Annotated in this window: 24 protein-coding genes; 17 read left to right on the plus strand and 7 right to left on the minus strand. The window is 66.7% G+C overall.

The annotated features are described in order from the left end of the window. Positions 1 to 3: 3 nt before the first annotated feature. The 4 genes from bioD to FQV39_RS14335 form a co-directional block, all read right to left on the minus strand. Entirely contained in the window at positions 4 to 639 is a 636-nt protein-coding gene (gene bioD, locus FQV39_RS14320) for a dethiobiotin synthase (protein ID WP_149130907.1), read from the minus strand. Continuing rightward, entirely contained in the window at positions 636 to 1,721 is a 1,086-nt protein-coding gene (gene bioB / locus FQV39_RS14325) for a biotin synthase BioB (protein WP_210251206.1), read from the minus strand. Before bioB ends, bioD begins: the two co-directional genes overlap by 4 nt. Beyond that, a complete protein-coding gene (locus FQV39_RS14330; RefSeq protein WP_149130908.1) occupies positions 1,718 to 2,284 on the minus strand; it encodes a biotin transporter BioY in 567 nt (188 codons plus the stop codon). The genes bioB and FQV39_RS14330 overlap by 4 nt, the downstream gene beginning before the upstream one ends. Positions 2,285 to 2,734: 450 nt before the next feature. Continuing rightward, positions 2,735 to 3,664, minus strand: a complete 930-nt coding sequence (locus FQV39_RS14335) for a LysR substrate-binding domain-containing protein (protein ID WP_149130909.1) — start codon at positions 3,662 to 3,664, stop codon at positions 2,735 to 2,737. A gap of 122 nt (positions 3,665 to 3,786) precedes the next feature. Between FQV39_RS14335 and FQV39_RS14340 the strand changes: the two genes are divergently transcribed. The 9 genes from FQV39_RS14340 to FQV39_RS14380 all read left to right on the plus strand — a co-directional run bounded on the left by FQV39_RS14340 (position 3,787) and on the right by FQV39_RS14380 (position 12,061). Then, positions 3,787 to 4,821 (plus strand): ABC transporter substrate-binding protein, encoded by a 1,035-nt coding sequence (locus FQV39_RS14340; RefSeq protein ID WP_472840638.1) that lies wholly within the window; start codon positions 3,787 to 3,789, stop codon positions 4,819 to 4,821. A 158-nt stretch (positions 4,822 to 4,979) separates the two neighbouring features. Beyond that, on the plus strand, positions 4,980 to 6,023 hold the full coding sequence (locus FQV39_RS14345; RefSeq protein ID WP_149130910.1) for an ABC transporter ATP-binding protein: 1,044 nt from the start codon (positions 4,980 to 4,982) through the stop codon (positions 6,021 to 6,023). Next, positions 6,020 to 6,886: an ABC transporter permease gene (locus FQV39_RS14350; RefSeq protein ID WP_149130911.1), complete on the plus strand. Its 867-nt coding sequence runs from the start codon at positions 6,020 to 6,022 to the stop codon at positions 6,884 to 6,886. Before FQV39_RS14345 ends, FQV39_RS14350 begins: the two co-directional genes overlap by 4 nt. Further along, positions 6,883 to 7,683, plus strand: coding sequence for an ABC transporter permease (locus FQV39_RS14355; protein WP_149130912.1), 801 nt, complete (start codon positions 6,883 to 6,885; stop codon positions 7,681 to 7,683). Before FQV39_RS14350 ends, FQV39_RS14355 begins: the two co-directional genes overlap by 4 nt. 13 nt (positions 7,684 to 7,696) lie before the next feature. Then, positions 7,697 to 8,815 carry an NAD(P)/FAD-dependent oxidoreductase gene (locus FQV39_RS14360; RefSeq protein ID WP_210251239.1) on the plus strand — a complete coding sequence of 373 codons (1,119 nt, stop codon included), beginning with the start codon at positions 7,697 to 7,699 and terminating at the stop codon, positions 8,813 to 8,815. Then, the gene (locus FQV39_RS14365) at positions 8,796 to 9,116 is read left to right on the plus strand and encodes a (2Fe-2S)-binding protein (protein ID WP_149130914.1); all 321 of its coding nucleotides are present in this window, start codon (positions 8,796 to 8,798) and stop codon (positions 9,114 to 9,116) included. Before FQV39_RS14360 ends, FQV39_RS14365 begins: the two co-directional genes overlap by 20 nt. Beyond that, a complete protein-coding gene (locus FQV39_RS14370; RefSeq protein ID WP_149130915.1) occupies positions 9,113 to 10,567 on the plus strand; it encodes an FAD/NAD(P)-dependent oxidoreductase in 1,455 nt (484 codons plus the stop codon). Before FQV39_RS14365 ends, FQV39_RS14370 begins: the two co-directional genes overlap by 4 nt. Then, entirely contained in the window at positions 10,564 to 11,691 is a 1,128-nt protein-coding gene (locus FQV39_RS14375; RefSeq protein ID WP_149130916.1) for an NAD(P)/FAD-dependent oxidoreductase, read from the plus strand. Before FQV39_RS14370 ends, FQV39_RS14375 begins: the two co-directional genes overlap by 4 nt. 22 nt (positions 11,692 to 11,713) lie before the next feature. Further along, complete coding sequence (locus FQV39_RS14380; RefSeq protein ID WP_149130917.1) at positions 11,714 to 12,061, plus strand: Rid family hydrolase; 348 nt, start codon at positions 11,714 to 11,716, stop codon at positions 12,059 to 12,061. 225 nt (positions 12,062 to 12,286) lie between these two features. On the opposite strand, the gene FQV39_RS14385 is transcribed toward FQV39_RS14380, so the two are convergent. Then, complete coding sequence (locus FQV39_RS14385; RefSeq protein WP_149130918.1) at positions 12,287 to 12,586, minus strand: hypothetical protein; 300 nt, start codon at positions 12,584 to 12,586, stop codon at positions 12,287 to 12,289. A gap of 184 nt (positions 12,587 to 12,770) precedes the next feature. Beyond that, positions 12,771 to 14,129 (minus strand): homogentisate 1,2-dioxygenase, encoded by a 1,359-nt coding sequence (gene hmgA, locus FQV39_RS14390; RefSeq protein WP_149130919.1) that lies wholly within the window; start codon positions 14,127 to 14,129, stop codon positions 12,771 to 12,773. 144 nt (positions 14,130 to 14,273) lie between these two features. Between hmgA and FQV39_RS14395 the strand changes: the two genes are divergently transcribed. Next, positions 14,274 to 14,792 (plus strand): MarR family winged helix-turn-helix transcriptional regulator, encoded by a 519-nt coding sequence (locus tag FQV39_RS14395; protein WP_149130920.1) that lies wholly within the window; start codon positions 14,274 to 14,276, stop codon positions 14,790 to 14,792. Here FQV39_RS14395 and FQV39_RS14400 read toward each other — a convergent pair. Then, positions 14,743 to 15,561 carry an enoyl-CoA hydratase/isomerase family protein gene (locus FQV39_RS14400; protein WP_187640288.1) on the minus strand — a complete coding sequence of 273 codons (819 nt, stop codon included), beginning with the start codon at positions 15,559 to 15,561 and terminating at the stop codon, positions 14,743 to 14,745. The genes FQV39_RS14395 and FQV39_RS14400 overlap by 50 nt on opposite strands. 146 nt (positions 15,562 to 15,707) lie before the next feature. On the opposite strand from FQV39_RS14400, the gene FQV39_RS14405 reads away from it, so the two are divergent. The 7 genes from FQV39_RS14405 to FQV39_RS14435 all read left to right on the plus strand — a co-directional run bounded on the left by FQV39_RS14405 (position 15,708) and on the right by FQV39_RS14435 (position 26,013). After that, positions 15,708 to 18,047 carry a molybdopterin guanine dinucleotide-containing S/N-oxide reductase gene (locus FQV39_RS14405; protein WP_149130922.1) on the plus strand — a complete coding sequence of 780 codons (2,340 nt, stop codon included), beginning with the start codon at positions 15,708 to 15,710 and terminating at the stop codon, positions 18,045 to 18,047. A gap of 101 nt (positions 18,048 to 18,148) precedes the next feature. Beyond that, positions 18,149 to 19,435, plus strand: a complete 1,287-nt coding sequence (locus FQV39_RS14410) for an NAD(P)/FAD-dependent oxidoreductase (RefSeq protein WP_149130923.1) — start codon at positions 18,149 to 18,151, stop codon at positions 19,433 to 19,435. 216 nt (positions 19,436 to 19,651) lie between these two features. Then, complete coding sequence (locus FQV39_RS14415; RefSeq protein WP_149130924.1) at positions 19,652 to 21,289, plus strand: methyl-accepting chemotaxis protein; 1,638 nt, start codon at positions 19,652 to 19,654, stop codon at positions 21,287 to 21,289. Positions 21,290 to 21,312: 23 nt separating this feature from the next. Further along, positions 21,313 to 21,777, plus strand: a complete 465-nt coding sequence (locus tag FQV39_RS14420; RefSeq protein ID WP_149130925.1) for a chemotaxis protein CheW — start codon at positions 21,313 to 21,315, stop codon at positions 21,775 to 21,777. Then, positions 21,777 to 23,051, plus strand: a complete 1,275-nt coding sequence (locus FQV39_RS14425) for a CheR family methyltransferase (RefSeq protein WP_149130926.1) — start codon at positions 21,777 to 21,779, stop codon at positions 23,049 to 23,051. The genes FQV39_RS14420 and FQV39_RS14425 overlap by 1 nt, the downstream gene beginning before the upstream one ends. Beyond that, positions 23,051 to 23,752 carry a chemotaxis protein CheW gene (locus tag FQV39_RS14430; RefSeq protein WP_149130927.1) on the plus strand — a complete coding sequence of 234 codons (702 nt, stop codon included), beginning with the start codon at positions 23,051 to 23,053 and terminating at the stop codon, positions 23,750 to 23,752. The genes FQV39_RS14425 and FQV39_RS14430 overlap by 1 nt, the downstream gene beginning before the upstream one ends. Beyond that, positions 23,749 to 26,013, plus strand: coding sequence for a hybrid sensor histidine kinase/response regulator (locus tag FQV39_RS14435; RefSeq protein WP_149130928.1), 2,265 nt, complete (start codon positions 23,749 to 23,751; stop codon positions 26,011 to 26,013). The genes FQV39_RS14430 and FQV39_RS14435 overlap by 4 nt, the downstream gene beginning before the upstream one ends. Positions 26,014 to 26,039 lie beyond the last annotated feature (26 nt).

Consider the following 26,039-nt stretch of genomic DNA (forward strand, 5'->3'; position numbering starts at 1 on the left):
ACCTTATCCGCGGTCCCGGAAGCTGACCTCCGAGAATGCCGTTTCGAAACTCGCTTTCAGATTCGCGGGGCTGAGTATCTCCAGCCAGGGAAGCCGGCCGAGGATTGGGACCTCGCCCATCTCGCCAATGACGCGCTCCGTCTCGGGTTGAGCATGCCCGATGAAGACGACCCCGAGCACCGGCACCGAGCGCCGGCGCAGGGCCTCCAGCGACAACAAGGTGTGATTGATCGTGCCGAGCTGCGTCCGCGCGCAGAGGACGACCGGCTGGCGCCAGCGCGCGAAAACATCGAGAAAGGTCCGGCACTCGGTGAGCGGGACCATCAGGCCGCCAGCCCCCTCGATGATTAGCGGCGCTGCGAGCCGCGGCACCGACAGCCGGTCCACATCGATCTCAATGCCGTCGATCTTCGCAGCATGGTGCGGCGATGCCGGGGTGCGCAATCGATAGATTTCGGGAACGAGACGACCGGCTGGCGCGCCGCCGAGCCGAATAATCGCCTCGCTGTCCGTCTCGCTATTGAGCCCCGATTGGACCGGCTTCCAATAATATGCGCCGAGATGGCTGGAGAGCGCCGCTGCAAATACGGTCTTGCCGATGCCCGTGTCCGTTCCGGCAACCACGATCACCTGGCTCATGGTGCAGAGGTGAAGGGAGCGCCGGGATGATCGCCGCAGCTAGCGCGAGGCGAAGCTGGGACAGAGGCTTCCGCTTCGCCGGGCGGACATGAACGCTTGGTCCGCATGCCGAGCTTATCGAGAAGCGCTGCGTCCTTGTCGCGACCAGGGTTGTTTGTCGTCAGCAGAACATCGCCCGAGAAGATCGAGCTCGCCCCCGCCGTGAAGCACAGCGCCTGCATCTCATCGCTCATGGCGTGCCGCCCTGCGGACAAGCGCAGGGTACTTCGCGGCATCAGGATTCGCGCCAGCGCGACGAGGCGAACGAAGGCGATGGGATCGACGGGTCGGGCCCTGTCCATCACCGGCGTGCCTGAGATCGGCATCCACATATTGAGCGGTACGCTCTCCGGATGCCGCTCCAACGCGGCGAGGGTCGCCAGCATCGCGATGCGGTCTTCGACCGTCTCGCCCATGCCGATGATGCCGCCGCAGCAAACCTTTATTCCCCCGGCGCGAACACGCGCCAGGGTTTCGAGCCGGTCGTCGATCGACCGCGTGGTGATGATCTGCGGATAGAATTGCCGCGAGGTATCGATGTTGTGGCTGTAGAAGTCGAGACCGGCATCTGCGAGGCGCTCGACCTGCTTCTCGCTCAGCATGCCGAGCGTGACGCAGGTTTCCATCCCGAGTGCCTTCACACCCCTGATCATGGCGCAAATGGCTGCCATGTCGCGATCTTTCGGGCTGCGCCAGGCGGCCCCCATGCAGAAGCGTGTGGCTCCCCCGGCCTTGGCCCGGCGCGCTTCGGCCAGGACATCCGCGAGCTCCATCAACTTGGTCGCCTTGACGCCCGTCTTGTAGCGAGCGCTCTGGGAGCAGTAGCCGCAGTCCTCCGGACAGCCCCCGGTTTTGACGGACAAGAGTGCGGCTGCCTCGACCTCGACCGGGTCGAAATGCTGCCGGTGCACGCTCTGCGCCCTGAAAAGCAGCTCAGGGAAAGGCAGGTCGTAGATTGCCCTGGCCTGCGCTTCCATATCGTCCGCCGACGGCATCTCGAACCGCTGGCCGGGTGCATCGAGGGAATGGGCTCCGCTTTTCATCGGCCAATCTGTCCGATCAGCCGGGACGGAATGAAGAGCGCGCCGATGGCGACCATGGCGATGTTGATCAAATCGCCGAGAATGAACGGCGCAAAGCCGAGCGGAATGACCTGATCCGCCGGCACGAAGAATGCGAGCCACGGAAGCCCCAGCGCATAGGTGACACCCAGGCCGGCGAGCATTGCGAGCGCCCGCCCGATCGTGCCGCGCCCTAAAGCCAGAGAGCCGGTCACCCAGCTCGCAGCGAGATAGCCGAGCAGATAGCCGCCGGTCGGACCGGCCATATAGACCAGGCCGATGCCTCGTTCCGGCGTTCCCGAAAAGACCGGCAGGCCGGCGGCTCCAACGAAGAGATAGGCGAAGAAGGTTGCGGTCGCGAGGCGCGGTCCTGCGGCGACGGCGAGCGCCATGACGGCCAGCGTATGCAAGGTCATCGGCACCGGCCAGGACGGCACCTTGATCTTGGCGCAGAGCGTGATCAGGGCAACTCCGACAATGATGACGCCCACATTCCTGGCAATCGACCGGGGCGAGGCTTCCGTGAGGTGAGAGGACGCGTGCATAGGGTCTCCATTTAATAGATAATTTTTGATTCGATCTATTAATAATCTCCGATCCTGCTCTGATTGCAATATGAAAATAGATAGATTTTCTGTTACCCGGTGAAACGACCCTCCGGGAAAGTGTTGAATCCGAACACCTTGACTCGCTCGCTCAAGGTTTTTGCGATTTTTATAGATAATTTTGAAACGCACAGGATCTGCCAATGCCATGGGGCTGTGGCGTCGGCCTCTGCGCTGCCGCTCACCCACAGGGCGCTTCGACGGCGCATTCCTGCGGGCGTCTTGGACAAGGGTGCAGTCGTTGGGACGGGAGCGTCGCGAACTCCCGTTTGCCCCGGTATCATGTTCCTAGCTCGACGAGTTGCTCGACCGGGCGGCGTCACCAAGCGCCAAATCGGCACGGAAAGCCGGCAAATCTGCCGCTGACAAGCAAGCTGCCGCGTGGTCCGTTTAACCCTTCGCGGATCGCGTTGAAGCAGGAGAAGCTTCATCGGCATAGACGAGCACTGCCGACCTTACCTGTTCTGCGAAATCCAGCGCCACGGCGGAACGGAAGCGGCCAGCGCCCCAGATGATCGCCATCTCGAAGACGACTGGCGGCCTGAGCGGGCGAATCTCGATCCCCTTGCCTCGATATTCGGCCGCCGTGAACGGATCGACGACTGCGAGCCCCGCGCCGGAAGCAACCAGACCGCAGGCGATCATCGACAGCGGGGTCTCGATCTGCGTCGAGCGCGAGATGCCATGGGCCGAGAACAGCGCGTCGACGCGGTAGCGCAGTTGCGTCGACTGCTCGAGCGAGACGAACGGCTCGTCGGCGAAATCTTCCGGCACGAGCTCGGCCTTCTCCGCCAGCCGATGCCCGGCGGGCAGTACGGCGACCTGCGCCATGGGCGGCAGCATCTCGACGTCGATGCCGGGGAAATCGAGAGGCATCTGCGCGAAGCCGAGCTCGCAGAAGCCCGACGTGACCCAATCGACGACCTGAGAGGAAATGCTGCCGTAGAGCGCGATCTCAAGGTCGGGCCGCTGCTTGAGATATCCACCGACGAGCCGCGGCAGAAAGCCGACGTTGAAAGCCGGCAGGGCCGCCACGCGCAGCGAGCCGGCTCGCCCTTCGCGCAGATTGCGGGCAGCATTCTCGATGCGCTCCAACCCGACGAACTGACGCTCGACCTCACGATAGAGCGAGAGCGCCTCATTGGTGGGCACAAGCCGAGCTCCGCGCTTCACGAACAGCGTCAGGCCCAGCGCATATTGCAGGTCCCGGATCAGCCGCGTCACCGCCGGCTGGGTGATATTCAGCGCCCGGGCCGCCGCAGTGATGCCGCCGGTCACGATCACCGTCCGGAAAGCCTCGATCTGGCGCGGATTGAGCATGGCGTTTCCTCGTTTGGGCCAATCCATAACATTTCGGCATGTCTCGCGCGAAACATTCGATTTGACCAGTTCAAGATCAGCCCCGAACGTGAGGCATCACTCGAAAACGAGGAGGGGAACCCGTGAAACTTGCCATCACATTCATTCTTGCCACTGGCACCGCGCTCGCCGGCTCAGCCGCCTTCGCCCAGCAGAAGACGCTCTATGTCGCCGGCTATGGCGGCTCCTACGAGCAGACCATGCGCAAGGAGGTCATCCCGGCCTTCGAGAAGCAGGCCAACGTCAAGATCGAATATGTCGCCGGCAATTCGACCGATACGCTGGCCAAGCTGCAGGCGCAGAAGGGCAACCAGCAGATCGACGTCGCAATCGTCGATGACGGCCCGGCCTATCAGGCGGTGGCGCTCGGCTTCTGCGGCGCGCTGACCGATGCGCCCGTCTACAAGGACGTGGCGCCGGTGATGAAGTTCAAGTCGAACAAGGGCGTCGGCCTCGGCCTCGTCGGCACCGGGCTGTTCTACAACAAGAAGGTCTTCGACGAGAACAAGTGGCCGGCTCCGACCTCGTGGAACGACCTGAAGTCGAAGACCTATGGCAAGAAGATTGTCGTGCCGCCGATCAACAACACCTATGGCCTGCATGCGCTGATTGCCTTCGCACAGCTCGGTGGCGGCGGCGAGAACAACATCGAACCGGGCTTCCAGGCCTTCAAAGGCGAGATCAACCCCAACATCGTCGCCTACGAGCCCTCGCCGGCGAAGATGACGGAGCTGTTCCAGAACGGCCAGGCCGTGCTCGGCGTCTGGGGCTCAGGCCGCGTCAAGGCCTTCGCCGATACAGGCTTCCCGGTCGCATTCGTCTACCCGAAGGAGGGCGGCTATGCGCTGGGTGTCGCCGCCTGCCCGATCGAGGGCTCGAAGAACGCGGCCGAGGCCAACGCTTTCATCCAGTTCATGCTGTCGCCGCCGATCCAGAAGGTCATGGCGACCGGCGCCGGCTTCGGCCCGGCCAACATCACCGTGACGCTGACGCCGGACGAGCAGAAGGGCCTGCCCTATGGCGAGGAGATCAAGAAGCTCAAGGCAGTCGACTGGGACATCGTCAACGCCAAACGTGAGGAGTGGACCAAGCGCTGGAACCGCGAGATCGAGCGGTAAGCAGGCATCTCCCGCAAGAACCTCATCGTCATCCCGGCCGTAGCGAAGCGGAGCGCCGGGATCCATCGTAGGGCTCCGGCGCTCTACGATGGATCCCGGGGCAAGCCCGGATGACGGAGGAGTTTCCGCGCCCTCAATCACGAGGCAGCAACCAACCCATGTCCCATCTCGTTCTCGAAGGCCTCGGCAAATCCTACGGCAGTGCCGTGGCGGTCGAGGGGCTCGACCTCTCGGTCGCACGCGGTGAGTTCGTCTCGCTGCTCGGCCCTTCCGGCTGCGGCAAGACGACGACGCTGCAGATGATTGCCGGCTTCGCCTCGGTCGATCGCGGCCGCATCCTGCTCGACGGCCGCGACCTCGGCGCGGTCGCGCCCAACAAGCGCGGCCTCGGCATCGTCTTCCAGAGCTATGCGCTCTTTCCCCATATGACCGTGGCGCAGAACATCGCGTTCGGCCTCGAAATGCGCGGCGTCGAGAAGGCGGAACGCGAGAAGCGGACGCTGGAAGCGATGGCGCTGGTCGGGCTGAAGGGCTTCGAGGATCGCTATCCGCGCCGCATGTCGGGCGGGCAGCAGCAGCGCGTCGCGCTCGCCAGGGCACTGGTCATCAAGCCCTCGCTGCTGCTGCTCGACGAGCCGCTCTCCAATCTCGACGCCAAGCTGCGCGAGGAGATGCAAGGAGAGTTGCGCCAGATCCAGCGCTCGATCGGCACGACCACCATCCTCGTCACCCACGACCAGCACGAGGCCATGGCGCTGTCGGACCGCATCGTCGTGATGAACCGCGGCCGCGTCGAGCAGATCGGCGCGCCCGATACCGTCTATGGCTCTCCAGCGAGCGCCTTCGTCGCGAATTTCCTCGGCAAAACCAATGTTCTGGCGGCCGTCGGCGACGGCCGCGGCCATGTTGCGATCGAGGCCCTCTCGGTGCCGCTCGCCGGCGCACGCTCCGGCCCCGCGCGTATCGCCGTGCGTCCCGAACGCCTTGGTTTCGCGGCCGAGGGCGCCCCCGGCTTCGCTGCCCGCATCACCTCGCGCGTCTTTCAGGGCACGCATTGGCTGCTCACGGCCGAGAGCTCCGCCGGGCCGGTCACGCTGATCCGGCATAATGACGGTAGCCCCATGCCCGTCGAGGGCGAGACGGTGAAGCTGAGCTTCGGCGCCACCGACGCCGCGCTGATCCCGGAAGGCGCGGACGCATGAGCCAGGCCATCTCCGCACGTGCGACGCCGTATTGGATGACCGGGCCGGCGCTCGCCGTCTTCCTCGGCCTCGTCATCATCCCGCTGGGCATGACGGTGCTGCTCTCCTTCTATGACTGGGGCCAGTACAAGGGCATCGTCGCCGAGTTCACGCTGAAGAACTTCCATGAGATCTTCAGCGACAGCTATTTCCTCGAAGTCTTCCTGCGCACCCTGCGCATCGCCGTGCTGGTGACGCTGTTTGCGATCCTGATCGGCGTGCCCGAGGCCTATATCCTGAACCGGATGTCGCCGACCTGGCGCGGCATCTGCCTGCTCGCGATCATCGGGCCGCTCTTGGTCTCGGTCGTGGCGCGTACGCTCGGCTGGGCGCTGTTGCTCGGCTCGACTGGCCTCGTCAACCGCGGGCTGATGGCGCTCGGCCTGATCGGCGAGCCGCTCGAATTCATGTTCACCGAGACGGGCGTGGTGATCGCGCTCGTCCATGTGCTGATCCCCTTCATGATCCTCGCGGTCTGGGCCTCGCTGCAGCGGCTCGATCCCCAGATCGAGAACGCGGCGCTCTCGCTCGGCGCCGGCCGCCTGACGATCTGGCGGCGCGTGATCCTGCCGCAGATCGCGCCGGGCATCCTCTCGGGCTCGATCATCGTCTTCGCGCTGGCGGCCAGCGCCTTCGCCTCGCCGGCGATCATCGGCGGCCGGCGGCTCAAGGTCGCGGCGACGCTCGCCTATGACGAGTTCCTCAACACGCTGAACTGGCCGCTCGGCGCTGCGGTCGCCGTGCTCCTGCTCGTTGCGCTCGTCATCCTCACCGTCGGCGCCAACCGCTTCGTCGAGCGCCGCTACGCACAGGTGTTCGAATGAGCCGCAACGGTCCCTTCGCGATCCTGTTCCACGCGCTCTTCATCGGCTTCATGCTGGCGCCGCTGGCGATCGTCTGCCTCGTCGCCTTCACGCCGGAGGGCTATCTCTCGCTGCCCGGCCGGGTCTGGAGCCTGCGCTGGTTCAGGGCGATCCTCGACTATCCCGAGTTCCTGCGCGCCTTCCGGGATTCGCTCTGGCTCGCGGCGCTGTCCTCGACATGCGCGATCCTGCTTGCTATGCCCGCCGCGCTCGCCATCGCGCGCCATCGCTTCCCCGGCCGCGACGCGATGACGGCACTGTTCATGTCGCCGCTGATGGTGCCGCATGTCGTGCTCGGCATCGCCTTCCTGCGCTTCTTCACGCAGATCGGCCTCTCCGGAACCTTCCTCGGGCTGGTTCTGAGCCATATCATCGTCATCCTGCCTTTCGCGCTCAGGCTCGTGCTCGCCGCCTCCTACGGCATGGACCGGCGCATCGAGGACGCCGCGGTCTCGCTCGGAGCGAGCCACGCCACCGTCTTCCGCCGGGTGACGCTGCCGCTCATCCTGCCGGGCGTCGTCTCGGGCTGGCTGCTCGCCGCAATCAACTCCTTCGACGAGGTGACGATGACCGTCTTCATCGCCTCGCCCGCCACCACCACCCTGCCCGTCCGGATGTTCCTCTACATCCAGGACAATATCGACCCGCTCATCGCAGCCGTTTCCGCCTGCCTGATCGCCCTGACCGCCGTTCTTCTGATCGCGCTGGACAGGCTGTTCGGCCTAGACCGGCTGTTCGTCGGAACCGGAAGAGGCTGATCCCATGCCCAGCATATCCACAGAACCCGATGTCGCCGTGATCGGCGGCGGGGTGGTCGGCGGCGCGATCGCGCTCGGGCTGGCCCGCAGCGGCGCCCGCGTCGCCATCCTCGACGAGGGCGATACGGCCTTCCGGGCCTCGCGCGGCAATTTCGCGCTGGTCTGGGTGCAGTCCAAGGGCTTCGGCATGCCGGACTACGCGCTCTGGTCGCGCCGCTCGGCCGATAGCTGGCATGAGCTTGCCGGCATTCTGCGCGACGAGGCCGGCATCGATGTCGCCCACAGCCAACCCGGCGGCTTCATGCTCTGCCTGTCCGAAGGCGAGCTCGACAAGCGCGTCGAGGCGATGCGGCGCCTGCACAACAGCCGGCCGCTCAGCGACTTCCCCTATGAGGTGCTCGACCATGACGAGACGAAGCGACGCCTGCCCGCCATCGGCCCGGACGTCGTCGGAGCGATCTATTCGCCGCTCGACGGCCATGTGAACTCGCTCAAGCTCTTTCGCGCCCTGCGGGAGGCGACGGTGCGGCGCGGCGTCGATTATCGACCGAACAGCCCGGTCGAACGCATCGTGGCCAAGGATGGCGGCTTCGCGATCTCGGGCCCCTGGGGCGAGATGCGAGCCGGGAAGGTCGTGCTCTGCGCCGGGCTCGGTAATGCGCGGCTCGCCCCGATGGTCGGGCTCGACGCGCCGGTGAAGCCGAGCAAGGGGCAGATCATCGTCACCGAGAAGACCGAGCCCTTCCTGCACAATCCGATGGTCACGGTGCGCCAGACCGACGAGGGCGGCGTCATGATCGGCGACAGCCATGAGGATCGCGGCTTCGACACGGTCGTCGGCCAACCGATCCTCTCCGCAATGGCCGAACGCGCGGTCCGGATGTTCCCGCGGCTCGCGAGCTTGAACGTGGTGCGGACATGGTCTGCGCTGCGGGTGATGAGCCCCGACGGCTTCCCGATCTACGACCAATCCGAAACCTGCCCCGGCGCCTTCGTCGTCACCTGCCATTCCGGCGTGACGCTGGCCGCCAATCACGCCTTGACCCTCGCCCCCGCGATCCTCTCCGGCACGCTGCCGGATGCGGTGGCGTCCTTTACCGCGCGGAGGTTCCATGTTCCGGCCCATAGCTGAGGCGAGAGAAGGCGCCGCCGGCACGGCGAGGCTCAGCTTCACCTTCGACGGCAAGCCGCTCACCGGCCGCTCCGGCGACACCGTCGCCGCCGCCCTGCTCGCCAACGGCATCGTCGCCTGCCGCGAGACGCCGGTCTCCGATACGCCGCGCGCGCCCTATTGCCTGATGGGCGTTTGCTTCGACTGCCTCGTCGTCATCGACGGGATCGGCAACCGGCAGGGCTGCCTCGTGCCGCTGGCCGAGGGCATGCGAATCGAGACCCAGCACGGGCGCCGCCATCTCGCGGAGGTCGGACAATGACCCCGGTCGCAGGCATCGAACAGCTCGCCGAAAGCTATGATCTCGTCGTGGTCGGCGCAGGTCCCGCCGGGCTCTCCGCGGCGGCGCGCGCAGCCGGGCTCGGCCTCACCGTCCTGCTCGCCGACGAGAATCCGGCGCCCGGCGGCCAGATCTACCGCGCCATCACCACGACGCCGGTGAAGGACCGTGCCATCCTCGGCGAGGATTACTGGCGTGGCGCGGAGATCGTTGCGCGGTTTGAGCGCTCCCAGGCGTCCTATGCGGCGCGCTGCACCGTCTGGTCGCTTGGCCCGGATGAGGCATCGCCCGGCTCCTTCGAGCTCGGTCTCTCGGTCGACGGTAAGGCGCGCATGATCGGCGCCAGGCAGGTCATCCTCGCCACCGGCGCGCAGGAACGCCCCTTCCCGATTCCGGGTTGGACGCTGCCCGGCGTGATGACGGCGGGCGCCGCGCAGATCGCCTTGAAGGGCGCCGGCATCGTGCCGGCGGGACGCACGGTCATCGCCGGCTGCGGCCCCCTGCTCTACCTGCTGGCGAGCCAGCTCGCGGCAGCCCGTTGCGAGATCGTCGCCGTGCTCGACACGACGCCGCGCGCCAACTGGCCGAAGGCGCTTGCCGCGCTGCCCGACTTCCTGCGCTCGCCCTATCTCGCCAAGGGCTTGAAGCTGATGGCGGCGACCCGCCGCAAGCTGCGCTTCGTCTCCAATGTGACCAGCCTGTCGGCGAAAGGCGAAGGCACGCTCCGGCAGGTCGGTTTCGAGCAGGGCGAGCGCCAGGGCGCGATCGCCTGCGACACGCTGCTGCTGCATCAGGGCGTCATCCCGAGCGTCAACTTCTCCAATGCCGCCGGCTGCGCCCATGCGTTCGACGAGGAGCAGCATGCCTGGGTTCCGCGCGTCGACGCCTGGCTCGCCTCCAGCGTGCCGGGCATCGCCATCGCGGGCGACGGGGCCGGCATCGGCGGGGCGGAGAGTGCGGCTCTGCGCGGCGAGATCGCCGCCTTCGGCGCGGCGTCGCGGCTTGGCAAGCTGAGCGAGGCCGAGCGCGACCGGCAGGCTGCACCGATCCGCGCCGCGCTCATGCGCCTGCTGCACGGCCGCCGTTTCCTCGACCTGCTCTACAGGCCAGCCCCGCAATTCCTGGCGCCGCCGCAGGACGAGACGATCATCTGCCGCTGCGAGGAGGTCACGGCCGGGCAAGTGCGCGATGCGGCCGCCCGCCTCGGCGTTACCGGGCCGAACCAGATGAAAGCCTTCCTGCGCTGCGGCATGGGTCCGTGCCAGGGCCGGCTCTGCGGGCCGACGGTGGTCGAATTGATCGCGCAGACGCGTGGCACCACGCCGGCCGAGGTCGGCTACTACCGGCTACGCCCGCCGGTGAAGCCGGTGACGCTGGCCGAGCTGGCAGCGCTGCCGCAGACCGAGGCCGCCGTGAAGGCGGTCGTGCGGTGAGCGGCTCCCGGCGCAGCGCCGATGTCATCGTCATCGGCGGCGGCATCCATGGCTGCTCGACGGCGCTGCACTGCGCCCTGCGCGGACTCTCGGTCATCCTGATCGAGAAGGACCATGCCGGGCGCCATGCCTCGGGCGTCAATGCCGGCGGTGTGCGCCAGCTCGCGCGGCATGTCGCGGAAATCCCGTTGTCCAACGCCTCGATGGCGATCTGGCACCGCATCGCGGAGCTCGTTGACGACGATTGCGGCTTCACCTGCGACGGGCAGGTTCTGGTCGCGGAAAACGAGGACGATCTCGCCAACTGCCGCGCCCGCGTCGACGACCTCAACCTGCGCGGCTTCCACCACGAGGAGATGATCGACGCCAAGGAGCTGCGCGAGATCGTGCCCGCCGTTTCCGAGAATTGCCCCGGCGGCGTGATCTCGCGCCGCGACGGTGCGGCCATCCCCTTGCGCGCGACGCAGGCCTTCAAGCGCAAGGCCGCAAGCCTCGGCGCCGATATCCGCGAGGGCGTCCGCGTGACGAAGGTCGAGAGGGACGGGTCGAACTGGCGCGTCGTCACCGATGCCGGCGAGTTCTTGAGCCCGCGGATCGTCAACGCCGCGGGCGCCTGGGCCGATCGTCTCGCCGCCGACCTCGACGAGCCCGTGCCGCTCGAAGTGATTGCGCCGATGCTGATGATCACCGCGCCGCTGCCGGCCTTCATCAAGCCCGTGGTGATCCTGCGCGGGCGCAAGCTGTCCTTCAAGCAATTCGGCAACGGGACCGTGCTGATCGGCGGCGGCCATCTCGGAACGCCGCTGCGCGACGAGAACGTCACGCTGCTCGACTGGAAGAAGCTCGCGATCAGCGCCGGAACCGTGTGGGACCTGTTCCCGATCATGCGCGGCGCGCCAGTCGTGCGGGCCTGGGCCGGCATCGAGGCGCGCATGCCGGACGACCTGCCCGTCTTCGGCAAGAGCGCCAGGCACGAGGGCGTATATCACCAGTTCGGCTTCTCGGCCCATGGCTTCCAGCTCGGCCCCGGCGCCGGTGCGGTGATGGCCGAGATCATCGCGACCGGCCGCTCCAACGTGCCGATCGACGGCCTCGATATCGCCCGCTTCACCACCACGCACTGAGCTTCAACCCAGGAGAAGACCGATGACCATCAAGCGCTCCATCCGCACGCCGATCCAGAACCGCATCGTCGAAGTCGGCAATCTCGCCTTCGTCGGCGGCGTCATCGCCGACGACACCACGCAATCCATGGGCCCGCAGACGCAGAACATCCTCGGCAAGATCGAGGGTTATCTCGGCGAAGTCGGGCTCAACCGCAAGGCGATCGTCGCGGCGCAGATCTTCGTCACCGACCTCTCCCAGAAGAAGGAGATGGATGCCGCCTGGACCGGCTTCTTCGGCGAGGACATGCCAACCCGGGCCACGGTTGGCGTGGCCGATCTCGGCGGCGGCGCCATGATCGAGGTCGTGGTCACGGCCGCCCGTTCCTGAGATCAGAGAGCCCGATACCGTATCGGGCTCCGGTCCCTTTAGAGCGCGCTGCCATTATTTGGAAACGCGCCGTCATTCCGGGCTTGACCCGGAATCCATCATGGAGCGCCGAGCTTGATGATGGATTCCGGATCGGCGCCGCTATCGCGGCTTGTCCGGAATGACGCGCGTTTCCATGCAAAATCAGCATGATCGAGAGACAGGCAGAATCAGACCGCCGGCCTATCAGGCCGCGTCATGGTCGCGTATCGCCAGATCCTCGACATAGCGGCGGCGGTTCTCGGCCGTGTTCGGCAGGCGCCGTGCTTCGAGCCAAGCCACGAAAGGCCCCGGCCGGATCGTGACGATCTGCAAGGCCCGCCCTCTGGCGAGCCAGGCATTCATCACGACCTCCGCATTGCGCCGCCAGTCCTCGTAGCACGGCGGCATCTCGGAGCGATCGTGCGCAAGCTCCCAAAGGCGCGGAAAATCCTCGGGTTCGTACCACGGCATCGCCACCGTGTACTCTTCGACTGTTGGTTTCACGTCAAAGCCACTCATCCGCGCGCGGCGCGGAAACTGAGGGTGCTGACCGCCCAATCGGGAATAGTCGGCCGGCCGGGATGAGGCGCTTCGGTATGGCAGATGTCAAGCAACGCAGATTGCGTTGCCGAGCGCGCCGTCAAGGCTTCAAGATGGCTTCTGCGGCGTCGATTCCGCTGCGCGTCTACTATGGCCGGCTCGGGTCGAAGTGTTTCGTGAGCTTGTGGCCGTAGCCGCCGTAGTCTTTCTGAAAGGCATTGGAGCCGGCGGCGAAGGCCGTGACCTGCTGCGGAAACCGCGTCTCGAACATGAAGGCGAGCGTTCCCTCCAGCTTGTGCGGCTTCAGCTCGACATTGCTGGCGCGCTCGAAGGCGTCGACGTCGGGGCCGTGCGGCAGCATCATGTTGTGCAGCGAGATTCCTCCGGGCACGAAGCCGCCGCCTGTCTTCGCGTCGTAGACGCCGTAGACCAACCCCATGAACTCGCTCATCACGTTCATGTGGTACCAGGGCGGGCGGAAGGTGTTCTCCGCTACCAGCCAGCGATCCGAGAAGATGACGAAGTCGATATTGGCGGTGCCGGGCGTTTCCGACGGCGAGGTCAGCACCGTGAAGATCGACGGATCGGCGTGGTCGTAGAGAACCGGCCCGACCGGCGAGTATTTGCGCAGGTCGTATTTGTAGGGCGCGTAATTGCCATGCCAAGCGACGACGTCGAGGGGCGAATGCTCGATGTCGGCGACCCAGAGATTGCCGCCCCACTTCACGAACATCTGCGAAGGCACATCGCGGTCCTCATAGGCCGCAACGGGCGTCAGGAAATCGCGCGGGTTGGCGAGGCAATTGGCGCCGATCGGCCCGCGCTCCGGCAAGCTGAAGGCACCGCCATAGTTCTCGCAGATATAGCCGCGCGCCGGGCCGTCCTTGAGCTCGACGCGGATCTTCACCCCGCGCGGGATCACCGCGATCTCGCCCGGCTCGATGTCGATGATGCCGAACTCGGTCCAGAGCCTCAGACTCCCCTGCTGCGGCACGAACAGCATCTCGCCATCGGCATTGTAGAAATACTCGTCCACCATCGAGCGCGTGACCAGATAGACATGCGCGCCCATGCCACCCTGGCTGCCGGCATCGCCGGCCGTGGTCATGCTGTGGATGCCCTCGATGAAGGAGAGCGGCTGCGACGGGATCGGCAGCGGGCTCCAGCGCATCGGGGCGAGCGGCAGATCGACCTCGCGGGCCGGTGCGGTGCGCCATAGCCCGATATCGGCCTTTCGGAACTGGTTCCAATGCGCCACCGTCGGCCGGATGCGATAGAGCCAGGAGCGCTCATTGGTGGTGCGTGGCGCGGTGAAGGGCGAGCCCGAGAGCTGCTCGGCATAGAGGCCATAAGCGCATTTCTGCGGCGAGTTGCGGCCAAGCGGCAAGGCGCCCGGCAGCGCTTCGGTCTCGAAGCCGTTGCCGAAGCCGGACATGTAGCCCGACTGGATGGCGCTTTCGATCTTGCGTTCCCCGGCAGACGGCGTGGCGGACTTCTGGATGTTCATGATTGCGACCTCCCGGTGACGGTTCGCGACAAGGCAGCCGACGGCAACCTGCGTCCCCTATCTCGCGCGCAGCCAGCAGGCTGTGGCAGCGCCTGCGGCAAAAACAGTTGCTTTCGTAACTGTTGATTTTGTAACCAACAAGGCATGACGACGCTCGCGCTCGAACGCTTCCTGCCCTACCGGTTCAACCGGCTCAGCACGGCGCTATCGCTGAGATTCCGCGCGGTCTACGGGCCGCATCACGATCTGACTGTGCCGGAGTGGCGGGTGCTGGCGACACTCGGCCAATTCGGCGCTATGACTGCGAAAGCGATCGGCGCTCATTCGACGATGCACAAGACCAAGGTCAGCCGCGCCGTGCGCGCGCTCGAGGAGCGTCGTTGGCTGACGCGGCGCGAGAACGAGGCGGACCGACGCGAGGAGAGCCTCACGCTGACGGCAGCGGGCCTGCGCGCCTATGGCGAGATCGTACCGCGCGCGCTCGCCTTCGAGGCGGAGATCCTGGCGGCGCTCGGCCCGGACGCGGCCCTGCTGCTGCAGGGGCTGGACCGGCTGGAAGCGCGTCTGTCGCCTCCGGACACCGCCGCTCGGCAAACAAGCGCGATGAGGACCGTCAGAACCGCGGAGCGCGCTTCTCGAAAAAGGCCTGAATTCCTTCCCTGAAGTCGTCTGTCCCGGCATTGGCCATGAAGGCCTGTTTCTCCAGATCGAGCTGCTCGTCGAAGGAGCCTTCCATCGCGGCCTGAACGAGAGCCTTGCTCGCCCTGCTGGCGCCGAAGCTGCACTGGCTCAGGCGCTCGGCCATCGCCCGCGCCGTCTCCGCCAGTTCACCATCCGGTACCACCCGGTTGACGAGGCCGAGGCGCAGCGCGGTCCCGGCATCCATCGCCTCGTTCAGCAGCACGAATTCGAGTGCGCGCCGCGGGCCAAGCAGCCGCGGGAGCGACCATGTGGTCCCGCCATCCGGATTGGTTCCGAGCCTGGTGTAGGCCGACAGGAAGCTCGCGCCCTGAGCGGCAATGACGATGTCGCAAGCCAGCGCCAGGCCGACACCACCGCCCGCGACCGGGCCTTGCACCGCGGCTACCACCGGCTGCGGCAGGGCCTTGATCAGGCGCATCAGGGCGTGGAAGCGGCCAATGAGCTGGCCGGCCGTCGCGGGTGCTCCCGCAAGATCGGCATGAAAGCGCGAAAGGTCGCCGCCCGCCATGAAGGAGCGGCCGGCACCGGCGAGCACAACCGCCCGGACGCTCGAATCCGCCGCGATCGGCTCAAACACCGCGAGCAAGGCATCCGCTAGCGCCTCGTCGAGAACATTCAGCACCTTGGGTCGGTTCATGGTCACCGTCAGCACGGTGCCCTGTCTGTCGACGACGACCACGTCACCGGAGGAATCCTGCATTGTCCCGTCACTTTCCGTGCGATGCGCCATCTCACTCTGCCTCGCCGAAACCATGAATTCCAGCAGATGGGGTCTGTCTCAGGCGCATCGATCAGGTGCCGATTTCGCTTGCGATCCGTCATGGACCGACAGATGACGGATTGTCGTTCCCAGCTAACATTCCAAGGATCGCGGCGATGACGAGCCCTGCCGGCCAGGCACCCGAGGCTTTGAACGAAAACGAAGCCTTTCGTCCGCATACCTCGCATTGGGGCGTGTTCTCGGCGCGGATGAAGGACGGCCAGCTCGAGGTGCGGCCGCATCCCGGCGATCCCGACCCCAACGACATCATCCAGAACTTCCCGGGCGCGCTGCGCCACCGCGCTCGCATCGCCCAGCCTATGGTGCGCCGCGGCTGGCTGGAAAACGGGCCGGGCCCCGACGACCGCCGCGGCCGCGACGAATATGTGCCGATGTCCTGGTCGGCAGTGCTCGACAAGCTCGCCGGGGAATTGCGCCGCGTGCGCGACGACCATGGCCCCGGCGCGATCTTCGGCGGCTCCTATGGCTGGGCCAGCGCCGGACGCTTCCATCATGCTCAGAGCCAGATCCACCGCTTCCTCAACACCTCGACCGGCGGCTATGTGAAGTCGGTCAACAGCTACTCCTCGGGAGCGTCCTCCGTCCTCGTGCCGCACATCATTGGCGACTACGAGGATCTGGTGAAACGCAACGTCTCCTGGGAGCAGATCGCCGAGCACAGCGAGATCGTGCTCGCCTTTGGCGGCATGGCGCTCAAGAACAGCATGGTCGCCGGCGGCAGCATCAGCCGGCATGTCGAGCGCGGCGCGATGGAGCGCGCCCAGGCGCGCGGCTGCGAATTCGTGCTGGTCAGCCCGCTGCGTGCCGACCTGCCGGCCGAGGCCGGCGCCGAATGGATCGCGAATATCCCCGGCAGCGATGCCGCGCTGATGCTGGCGCTCGTCCACACGCTCGTCGTCAACGGCTTGCACGACCGCAGCTTCCTCGACCGCTACACGGTCGGCTGGCCGGTCTTCCAGCGCTATCTGCTCGGCGAGAGCGACGGCCAACCCAAGGATGCCGCCTGGGCCGCTGCCATCACCGGCATGCCGGCCGAGGATATCGTGGCGCTCGCGAAGCGCCTGCACGGCAAGCGCGCGCTGATCGTCGTAGCGCATGCCCTGCAGCGCGCGGAGCATGGCGAGCAGCCGGTCTGGATGGGCATGGTGCTCGCGGCGGCGCTTGGCCAGATCGGCCTGCCCGGCGGCGGCTACGGCTACGCGCTCGGCGCCATCGCCTATTACGGCCGGCGCTACAATGCCGTGCCGATGCCGACGCTCTCGCAGGGCAGGAATCCGGTCAGCGATTTCATCCCGGTCGCGCGCATCGCCGACATGCTGCTCAATCCGGGCACGACCTATCGCTACAATGGCCAGACCCGGACCTATCCCGAGATCAAGCTGGTCTACTGGGCCGGCGGCAACCCCTTCCACCACCATCAGGACCTCAACCGGCTGCGGCAGGCCTTCGCCCGCCTCGACACGCTTGTCGTCCATGAACTGGCCTGGACGGCGACGGCGCGCCATGCCGACATCGTGCTGCCCTGCACGATGACGCTGGAGCGCGAGGATATCGGCGGCAACGCCAACGACCCGCTCTTGGTGCCCATGCACCCGGTCGTCGCGCCCTATGGCGAGGCGCGCGATGACTATGCGATTTTCGCCGACCTCGCCGAGCGGCTGGGCACGGCCGAGGCCTTCACCGAAGGCCGCAGCGTGCGACAATGGCTCGAATATCTCTACGAACCGACCCGCATCGGCCTCGCGGAGAAAGGCTTGCCGGCGCCCACCTTCGCCGAGTTCTGGGCGAGCGAGGGCTACGAGCTGCCGCAACAGCCCGACGATGGCGGCAAGCTGCGCGCCTTCCGGCAGGATCCGGCCGCTTCGCCGCTGCCGACCCCGAGTGGCAAGCTCGAGATCTTCTCGGAGACCATCGCGAGCTTCGGCGAGGCGGATTGCCTCGGGCACCCGGCCTGGCTCGGTGCGCGCTACGTTCCCGACGACGCCAACCCCTACGTCCTTGTCGCCAACCAGCCGCGAACCCGGCTGCACAGCCAGTTCGACTTCGGGGGTCATAGCGGCGAGGGCAAGCTTCGCGGCCGCGAGGTCGCGCGCATGCATCCGGAGGATGCTGCCGCACGCGACATCGTCGATGGCGATATCATCCGCATCTCGAACGAGCGCGGCGCCTGCCTCGCCGGCGTCATCGTCACCGACGGCATCCGCAAGGGCGTCGTCCAGTTGCCGACGGGCGCCTGGTATGATCCGGTCGACCCGAGCGAGGACAAGCCGCTCTGCGTCCATGGCAACCCGAATGTCCTGACACGCGACATCGGGACATCGGCGCTGGCGCAGGGCTGCACCGGGCAGTTGACCACGGTGCAGGTCGAGCGCTTCGACGGCAATCTGCCGCCGATCCAGGCCTATGACCCGCCGGACTCGGCGGCGGCGGAGTAAGGGCCATCGCCAGGACCGGTTGAGCCGCCGCGCCGTAACGCGGCGGCAAATCGCGCGATCGTTCCCCGGTCGAACCCGCTACCCGCCTGCCACGAGGCCGTATGTCTCCGTCCTATATCGACACGTACTACCGCCGCACTCTCGCTTCAGCTGACGGTTACCCGCTGGCCGAGGGGCAGATCAAAGCAGAGATCTGCATTGTCGGCGGCGGGCTTGCAGGCCTGACGGCCGCATTTGAGCTGGTGCGAGCCGGCCGCTCGGTCGTGCTGCTGGAAGCCGAGCGCGTCGCCTGGGGCGCCTCGGGACGCAATGGCGGCTTCGTCAGCGCCGGCTATGCGACGTCGCTGTCCGCCATCGAGCGCCAGGCGGGGCGCCAGCAGGCCGAGGAACTCTATCGCCTGACCCTCGAAGGCGTCGGCATCGTCCGGCGCAACATCGAGAGCCTCGGCATCGCCGATGCGGCTCCCTCGCCCGGCATCATGCGGGTCGTGCGCTATGATGGCGGCGCGGCACTGCAGAAGGAGCGTGACGCGCAGGAGAAGCGCTTCGGCCGGAATCTGCGCTATCTCGGGCGGGAGGAGACGCGCGGGCTGCTGCGCTCGCCGAAATACCACGCAGCGCTCGCCGATGACGACGCCTTCCACTTCCACCCTCTGAACTATGCCCGCGGCCTCGCCCGCGAGATCGTACGGCTCGGCGGCGCCATCCATGAAGGCTCGCCGGTCCTGTCCTGCGAGCTGGAAGGGTCGGTGAAGCGTCTGCGCACGGCGCAGGCCACCATCGAGGCCGAGCAGGTGCTGTTCACCACGGGCGGCTATACGGACGGCCTGTTCGCGCCGCTGAAGCGCGCCTTTCTGCCGATCGCTACCTATGTGCTGCTGACCGAAGCGGCGCCGGAGCTGATCCGCGAGGCCATCCGCACCAGTGCAGGCGTCGGCGACGATCGGCGGGCCGGCGACTATTACCGGCTGGTCGAAGGCGGCTCCCGCATCCTCTGGGGCGGCCGGATCACCACACGCACGACCGAGCCGCACAATGTCGCCGCGCTCCTGCGGCGCGAGATGGTCACGACTTATCCGCAGCTTTCGGAACTCAAGGTCGAGCTCGCATGGTCGGGGCTGATGTCCTATGCGCGCCACCTGATGCCGCAAATCGGGCAATACCGCCCTGGCGTCTGGTACTGTACCGCCTTCGGCGGCCACGGCATGAATACAACAGCTGTCGGCGGCACCGTCATCGCGGAGGCGATCCGGGGCGCCAGCGATCGCTTCAAGCTGTTCGCCCCGTTCGGCCTCGCCTGGAATGGCGGCCCGTTCGGCACCGCTGCGGTCCAGCTGACCTACTGGCGCTACCAGGCGGCCGATTTCCTCCGGGAACGCCGACAATAGAGCATCGGACCGAGAAGTGGACTCCACTTCGCGTCCAATAGGACGCTCGGCGATCTAGCGGCCGGATCGACGCCAAGGCGGTTCTTCGAATCGTAACGGCGCTCTTCAACAGTCGGGAAATAACTCCGCGCTAACGATGATTCGGAGCGTTCCGTCCGCGTGCCTGCGCAACCGCGATCGGGGAGCCCGAACCGCACCTCGGTGAGAGATTAAACCATGAAGAGCCTGACGATACGCCGCCGTATCCTGCTCAGCTTCGCTGCCGTGATGGCGGTGATGTCTGCGATCGCGGCGCTCTGCTATCTCTGGTTCCTGCAAACCGAACGCGAAGCGCTGGCCGTCGAGACCAAGACGGTGCCCGCCCTCTACTACAGCGCGCAGCTGACCACGGCCTGGACCGAGGCCCGCGGCCTCGTCCGCGAATTCCAGCTTTCGGACACGGCGGCGGAAAGGAACCGTGCGAGCGATGCCATCCTCGCGAGCAGGGAGCGGATGCGTTCCCTGCTGAAGTCATATGAACCCACCATCGACTCCGAGGGGGATCGCAAGAACCACGCCGAGGCGCAGCGGTTGTTCGAGCAATTGGTCCTGATCGAGGATGCGATGGTCGCGGCCGCAAAGCTCGCGGCCACCAATGGGCAGGCCATTGATCAGAGCGCGATGGTGAAGAACCAGATCGAGCCGCTCGCGGCCCGGCTCAGCAATGCCCTTCAGACCATGATGGAGTTCAACAAGGCCGAGGCCGACGACTCGACACGCAACATCGTCGCCATCGTCCGAGCCGCCGAATTCGGGCTGATCACCGCCTTCGTCGTCGCGCTCGGCCTCGCGATCCTCTGCGGCTTCCTGCTGTTCAGGGCGATCACCGTGCCACTCGGCAAGCTGCTGGGCCTTGTCGACGTGATGCGGCGCGGCGATTTCAGCGAAAGGCTGGAGCTTGCCCGGCGCGACGAGTTCAGCACGCTGGCGGACGGCGTCAACGCCATGGCCGACGACCTCGCCGGGCTGATCGGCCAAGTCCAGAAATCGAGCATCCAGGTCAACACCTCGATTACCGAAGTCGCCGCGACGTCGAAGGAACAGCAGGCGACGGCCAGCGAGATTGCCGCAACCACGACGGAGATCGGCGCCACCGCCAAGGAGATCTCGGCGACCTCGAACGAGCTGGTGCGGACGATGGACGAGGTCTCGGCCGTGGCCGAGCAGACCGCGACGCTCGCCGGCGGCGGCCAGGCCGGCCTCGCGCGAATGGAAACCACGATGCAGCAGGTGATGGAGGCTGCCGGCGCGATCAATGCCAAGCTCGCGATCCTCAGCGAGAAGGCCGGCAACATCAATCAGGTCGTCACCACCATCACCAAGGTCGCCGACCAGACCAATCTGCTGTCGTTGAATGCCGCGATCGAGGCTGAGAAGGCGGGCCAGTACGGGCGCGGCTTCGCCGTCGTGGCGACAGAAATCCGCCGCCTCGCCGACCAGACCGCAGTCTCGACCTATGACATCGAGCAGATCGTCAAGGACATCCAATCGGCCGTCGCAGCCGGCGTGATGGGCATGGACAAGTTCTCCGAGGAGGTCCGGCGCGGCATGCAGGATGTCCAGCAGGTCGGCGGACAGCTGTCGGAGATCATCGAGCAGGTGCAGGGGCTGGTGCCGCGCTTCGAGGTGGCGAACGAGGGCATGCAGGCGCAGGCGACCGGCGCAGGCCAAATCAGCGAGGCGCTGGCGCAGCTCAGCGAAGCCGCGCAGCAGACCGTCGAATCCCTGCAGCAATCGACCCTCGCGATCGACGAGCTGAACCAGGTGTCGAGCGGGCTGCGCGGCAGCATCTCGCGCTTCAAGCTGCGTGCGTGACGGAGACGGTGCGGGAGCGAGCGATGCTGTTCCTCATGTTCCAGCTTGGGCAGGATCGCTACGTGCTCGACACCGCGCAGGTCGAGGCGGTGCTGCCGCTGCTCGCGGCAAAGCAGCTCCCGGCGGCTCCAGCCGGTGTCGCGGGCGCGATCAGCTACCGCGGCACGCCGGTGCCGCTGATCGACCTCTCCCTGCTTGCGCTTGGCCGCCCGGCTGCGCCGGTGCTGAGCACCCGGATCATCCTGCTGCGCTACCCGACGGAACAGGGAGAGCATAGGCTCCTCGGGCTGATCGCGGAGCGGGCCATCGAGACAATCGCACGCGATCCCGCCGATTTCGTCGCCTCCGGCGTCGAGGCCGGGACGCCGCCCTATCTCGGGCCGGTTGCGGCCGACGAAGGAGGCCTCATTCAGTGGATCAGGGCGGAGGCGCTGCTGCCGCCCGAGATCCGCGACATCCTGTTCCGGCAACTGGCGGCAGAGCCGTGATGGAGAAAGGCGCAGCCACCGGCGAGTTCGAGCGCATCCTCCGGGCGATGATCGGGCTGAGCAGCGAGACAGTCGGTCCCTCGGTCATCCGTCACGCTCTGACGCGGCGCATGGCGGCTTGCGGCCAGCCCGACCTCGACGCCTATCGGCGCTATTTCGCCGAGAACGCGGGCGAACGCCAGGGGCTGATCGACTGCGTCGTCGTGCCGGAGACCTGGTTCTTTCGTGACCGCGAGGCCTTTGTCGCAATGGCGCGCAAGGCACACGAACTGCGCCGCCGGGACCGCCCGCTCCGGCTGCTGAGCCTGCCCTGCTCGACGGGCGAAGAGCCGTATTCCATGGCGATGGCGCTGTTCGACGCCGGCTTCGAGCCGAAGGACTTCGCGATCGACGCCATCGATGTCAGCAGCCGCAACCTCCTGCTGGCCGAGCAGGCGAGCTATGGGCGGAACTCCTTCCGCGGCAGCGACCTCTCCTTCCGGGCGCGCTACTTCGAAGTACTCGACGGCGAGTTCCGGCCCCATGAGATCGTGCGGCGGCAGGTTCGGTTTTTGCTCGGCAATGTCCTCGATCCGGCGCGAGCACCCGGGCGCGAGGCCTACGACATCATCTTCTGCCGCAACCTGCTGATCTATTTCGATCGCGAGACGCAGGCCGCAGCCCTTGCGGTGCTCCGTCAAGCCCTGACCCCGGATGGGTTGCTGCTCGTCGGGCCTGGGGAATCCGGCCTGCCCTCCTTGCACGGCTTCACGGGCGCGCGCCTGCCGCGAGCTTTCGCCTTTACCAAGGCGGACGCTCCACCGACAATCCAGACCAAGCTGCGCCCCGAGCCGAAGCCGCAACCAAGTCGCAAACCGCCTGGCCCCGCAGTCTCCGGCGCAGCGTCCAAGCCGAGACATCGCCCCTTCGCGGCTCCGGCACCGACCGCGTCGAAGGTTCCAGCCGTGTCGCCCGACGGCGAAGCTGCAGGCCTTGCCGACATCGAGAACGCCGCCAATGCCGGGCGCCTCTCCGAAGCGCGCGTCGCAGCGGAACGCCATATCGCCGCGTTCGGCCCCTCGGCCCAGGTCTTCTATCTACTCGGCCTCGCCCAGGATGCCGACAATGCCGAGGAGGAAGCTGCCGGCAATTATCGCAAGGCTCTCTACCTCGCACCGGACCACCGCCAGGCGCTGGCGCATCTCAAGCTGCTGCTGCAGCGCCGCGGTGACGAGACGGGCGCCAGGGCGCTTGCCAACCGGCTCGATCGGCTGACGAAGAGGAGCGGAACCTGATGTCCGTCGCAGTCGACATGACGCCGGAGCCAGCGAGCGGCATCAGCGAATGCTGGCGACAGATCGGTGTCCGGGGCGACCAGTCCTGCCCCGAGCTCGCGGCGCATCTGCATTGCCGCAACTGCCCGACCCATGCGCAGATTGCCCGCCAGCTGCTCGATCGGGCGGTGCCGCAGGGCTACCGCGAGGAATGGACCCGGTTCTTTGCCAAGCCGGCCAGCGACGACGCGAAACGGGGCACGCTTGAGACCGTCCTGATCTTCCGACTTGGGCAGGAGTGGCTCGCCCTGCCGGCAGCCGCCTGTCAGGAAATCGCCGAGCCGCGCCCGATCCGTTCCCTGCCCCACCGCCGCAGCAGCGCCGTTCGCGGCATCGTCAACGTCCGCGGCGAGTTGCTCGTCTGCGTCGCCCTGTCCGAACTGCTTGGGATCGATGCCGGCGCGGCGCCGCAGGCAGGCGGGCGGATCACCGCTTTCCGCCGCCTCGTCGTGGCTGGGGAGGAAGGCCGGCGTTCGGCCTTCGAGGTCGATGAGGTCCATGGGCTCCACAGCTTTGACCGGAGTGACCTGGGCGCGGCTCCCGCCACCATCGGCAAAGCCACCGCCAGCATCGTCGCTGGCGTGATCGCCTGGAACGGCCGGGCGGTGGGCCGTCTCGACGACGGAAGGCTGTCCGGGCTGATCGACCGGAGCATCGCATGAGCGGCGAGGATTTCAGCGAACTCTCCCTGCTCGAGCTGTTCCGCGCCGAGCTTTCCACGCAGTCTCAGGCGCTGACGACCGGGCTTCTGGCGCTGGAGCGCGATCCGGTGGCCGCCACGCATCTGGAAGCCTGCATGCGGGCCGCGCATTCGCTCAAGGGCGCAGCGCGGATCATCGATCTGACCCCTGCCGTGCGGGTCGCCCATGAGATGGAGGAGTGCCTAGTCGCAGCGCAGCACGGAAAGCTGCGGCTGAATCACGCCCATATCGACACCCTGCTCAAGGGCATCGATCTTCTGGCAGCCCTGTCCTCCGACGAGGGCCCCGATGCGGCCGAGGCGGAGCGGCGGATCGACAGCTTCATTGCGGCGCTTCAGCAGGCTTCTGCAGGCGGCGTGCCGGAGGCTCCCAAGAGCGCCGAACCCGCGCCCGAACAGAATACCGCCCCGTTCACAGACAACAGCGCGCTGTCGGCTTCTGCCGAGGCCGGCTCGATATCTCTCCCGGGCGACGGTCATGGCGGCCGCATGGTCCGGGTCACGGCGGAGAGCCTCAATCGCCTGCTCGGTCTTGCCGGCGAGTCATTGATGGCATCCCGGCGCCTGCGGCCTTTCAACGATGGGCTTCTGAGGCTGCGGCGAGCGCAGGCCGAGCTCGTCCGGAGCGTCGACGCCCTCCAGACCGCGCTGCCGGCCGCGACGACCGACCCGCACGCGCTGCAGGCGCTGGAAGCCGTGCAGATCAGGCTGCAGGAAAGCCAGGCGATCCTGAGCGAGCGGCTCGATGAGTTCGACGCCGTCGACCGGCACGCCACCGATCTGGCCAGCCGGCTCTACGACGAGACGCTAGCAAGCCGCATGCGGCCTTTCGACGACGGCGTCCGGCACTTCTCCCGCACTGTCCGGGACATCGGGCGGGCGCTCGGCAAGACGGTACGCCTCGACATCGTCGGCGGCGCGACGAGCATCGATCGCGATATCCTCGAACAGCTCGACGCCCCGCTCGGCCATCTGCTGCGCAACGCCGTCGATCACGGGCTCGAAACGCCCGAGGAACGGCGCGCGGCCGGCAAGCCGGCCGAAGGCGTCATCCGGCTCGAAGCTCGGCACCATGCCGGGCTCCTGCAGATCATCGTCTCGGATGACGGTCGCGGCATCGATCTCGACGCGTTGCGGCAGGCGACGCTCGAACGCGGCTTCACCACGACTGAGACCGTGCATGATCTCAGCGAGGCGGAGCTGCTGGAATTTCTCTTCCTGCCCGGCTTCTCGATGAAACCGACGATCAGCGACATCTCCGGACGCGGCGTCGGCCTCGACGCCGTCCAGGCGATGGTGCGCCAGACACGCGGGCAGATCGAGATCACCTCGCGGCTCCGCCATGGCACCCGCTTTCAGCTGCAACTGCCGCTGACGCTGTCGGTCATCCGCGCCTTGCTCGTCGAGATCGCCGGGGAACCCTATGCCCTCCCCCTCGCCGCAATTACGCGGACCCTGCACCTGCCGCTGGAGTGGATAGCCTCGCTCGAAGGTCGACCGCATTTCCAGTTCGACGACCGGCAGGTCGGGCTCGTCACCGCGCATGAGGTTCTCGGTCGTGGCGAGCCCAGCTCGGCCGGGGCCGAACTCGCGGCCGTCGTCGTCGGCCAAGGCAACGACATCTATGCCCTGGTTGTCGATCGCTTCCTGGGCGAGCACGAACTCGTGGTGCGTCCGCTCGATCCGCGGCTGGCCAAGGTCAAGGATGTGAGCGCCGCCGCCCTGATGGAGGACGGCTCCCCCGTGCTGATTCTCGATGTCGAGGATCTGATCCGTTCGATGGAGAAGCTGGTTTCGAGCGGTCGCCTGAAGCCGCTGGAGCACCGGGCGGAACGCGCCGCGCAGAGGCAGCGCAAGCGCATCCTCGTCGTCGATGATTCGCTCACCGTGCGCGAGCTGGAGCGGAAGCTGCTCGCCCATCGCGGCTTCGAGGTCGAGGTCGCGGTCGACGGGATGGATGGCTGGAATGCCGTCCGGTCCGGCGCGTTCGACCTCGTCGTGACCGATATCGACATGCCCCGCATGGATGGGATCGAGCTCGTGACCCTGCTCAAGAAGGACAGCGGCCTGCGGAACATCCCGGTGATGATCGTTTCCTACAAGGATCGCAAGGAAGATCGGCGGCGTGGCCTCGATGCCGGCGCCGATTACTATTTGACCAAGAGCAGTTTCCACGACGAGACTTTGCTCCACGCTGTCGAAGATCTCATCGGCGAGCCGTGAGGTCGAAGCCCGATGAAGGACGTCCC

This window comes from Bosea sp. F3-2 (assembly GCF_008253865.1).
Classification (GTDB): Bacteria; Pseudomonadota; Alphaproteobacteria; order Rhizobiales; family Beijerinckiaceae; genus Allobosea.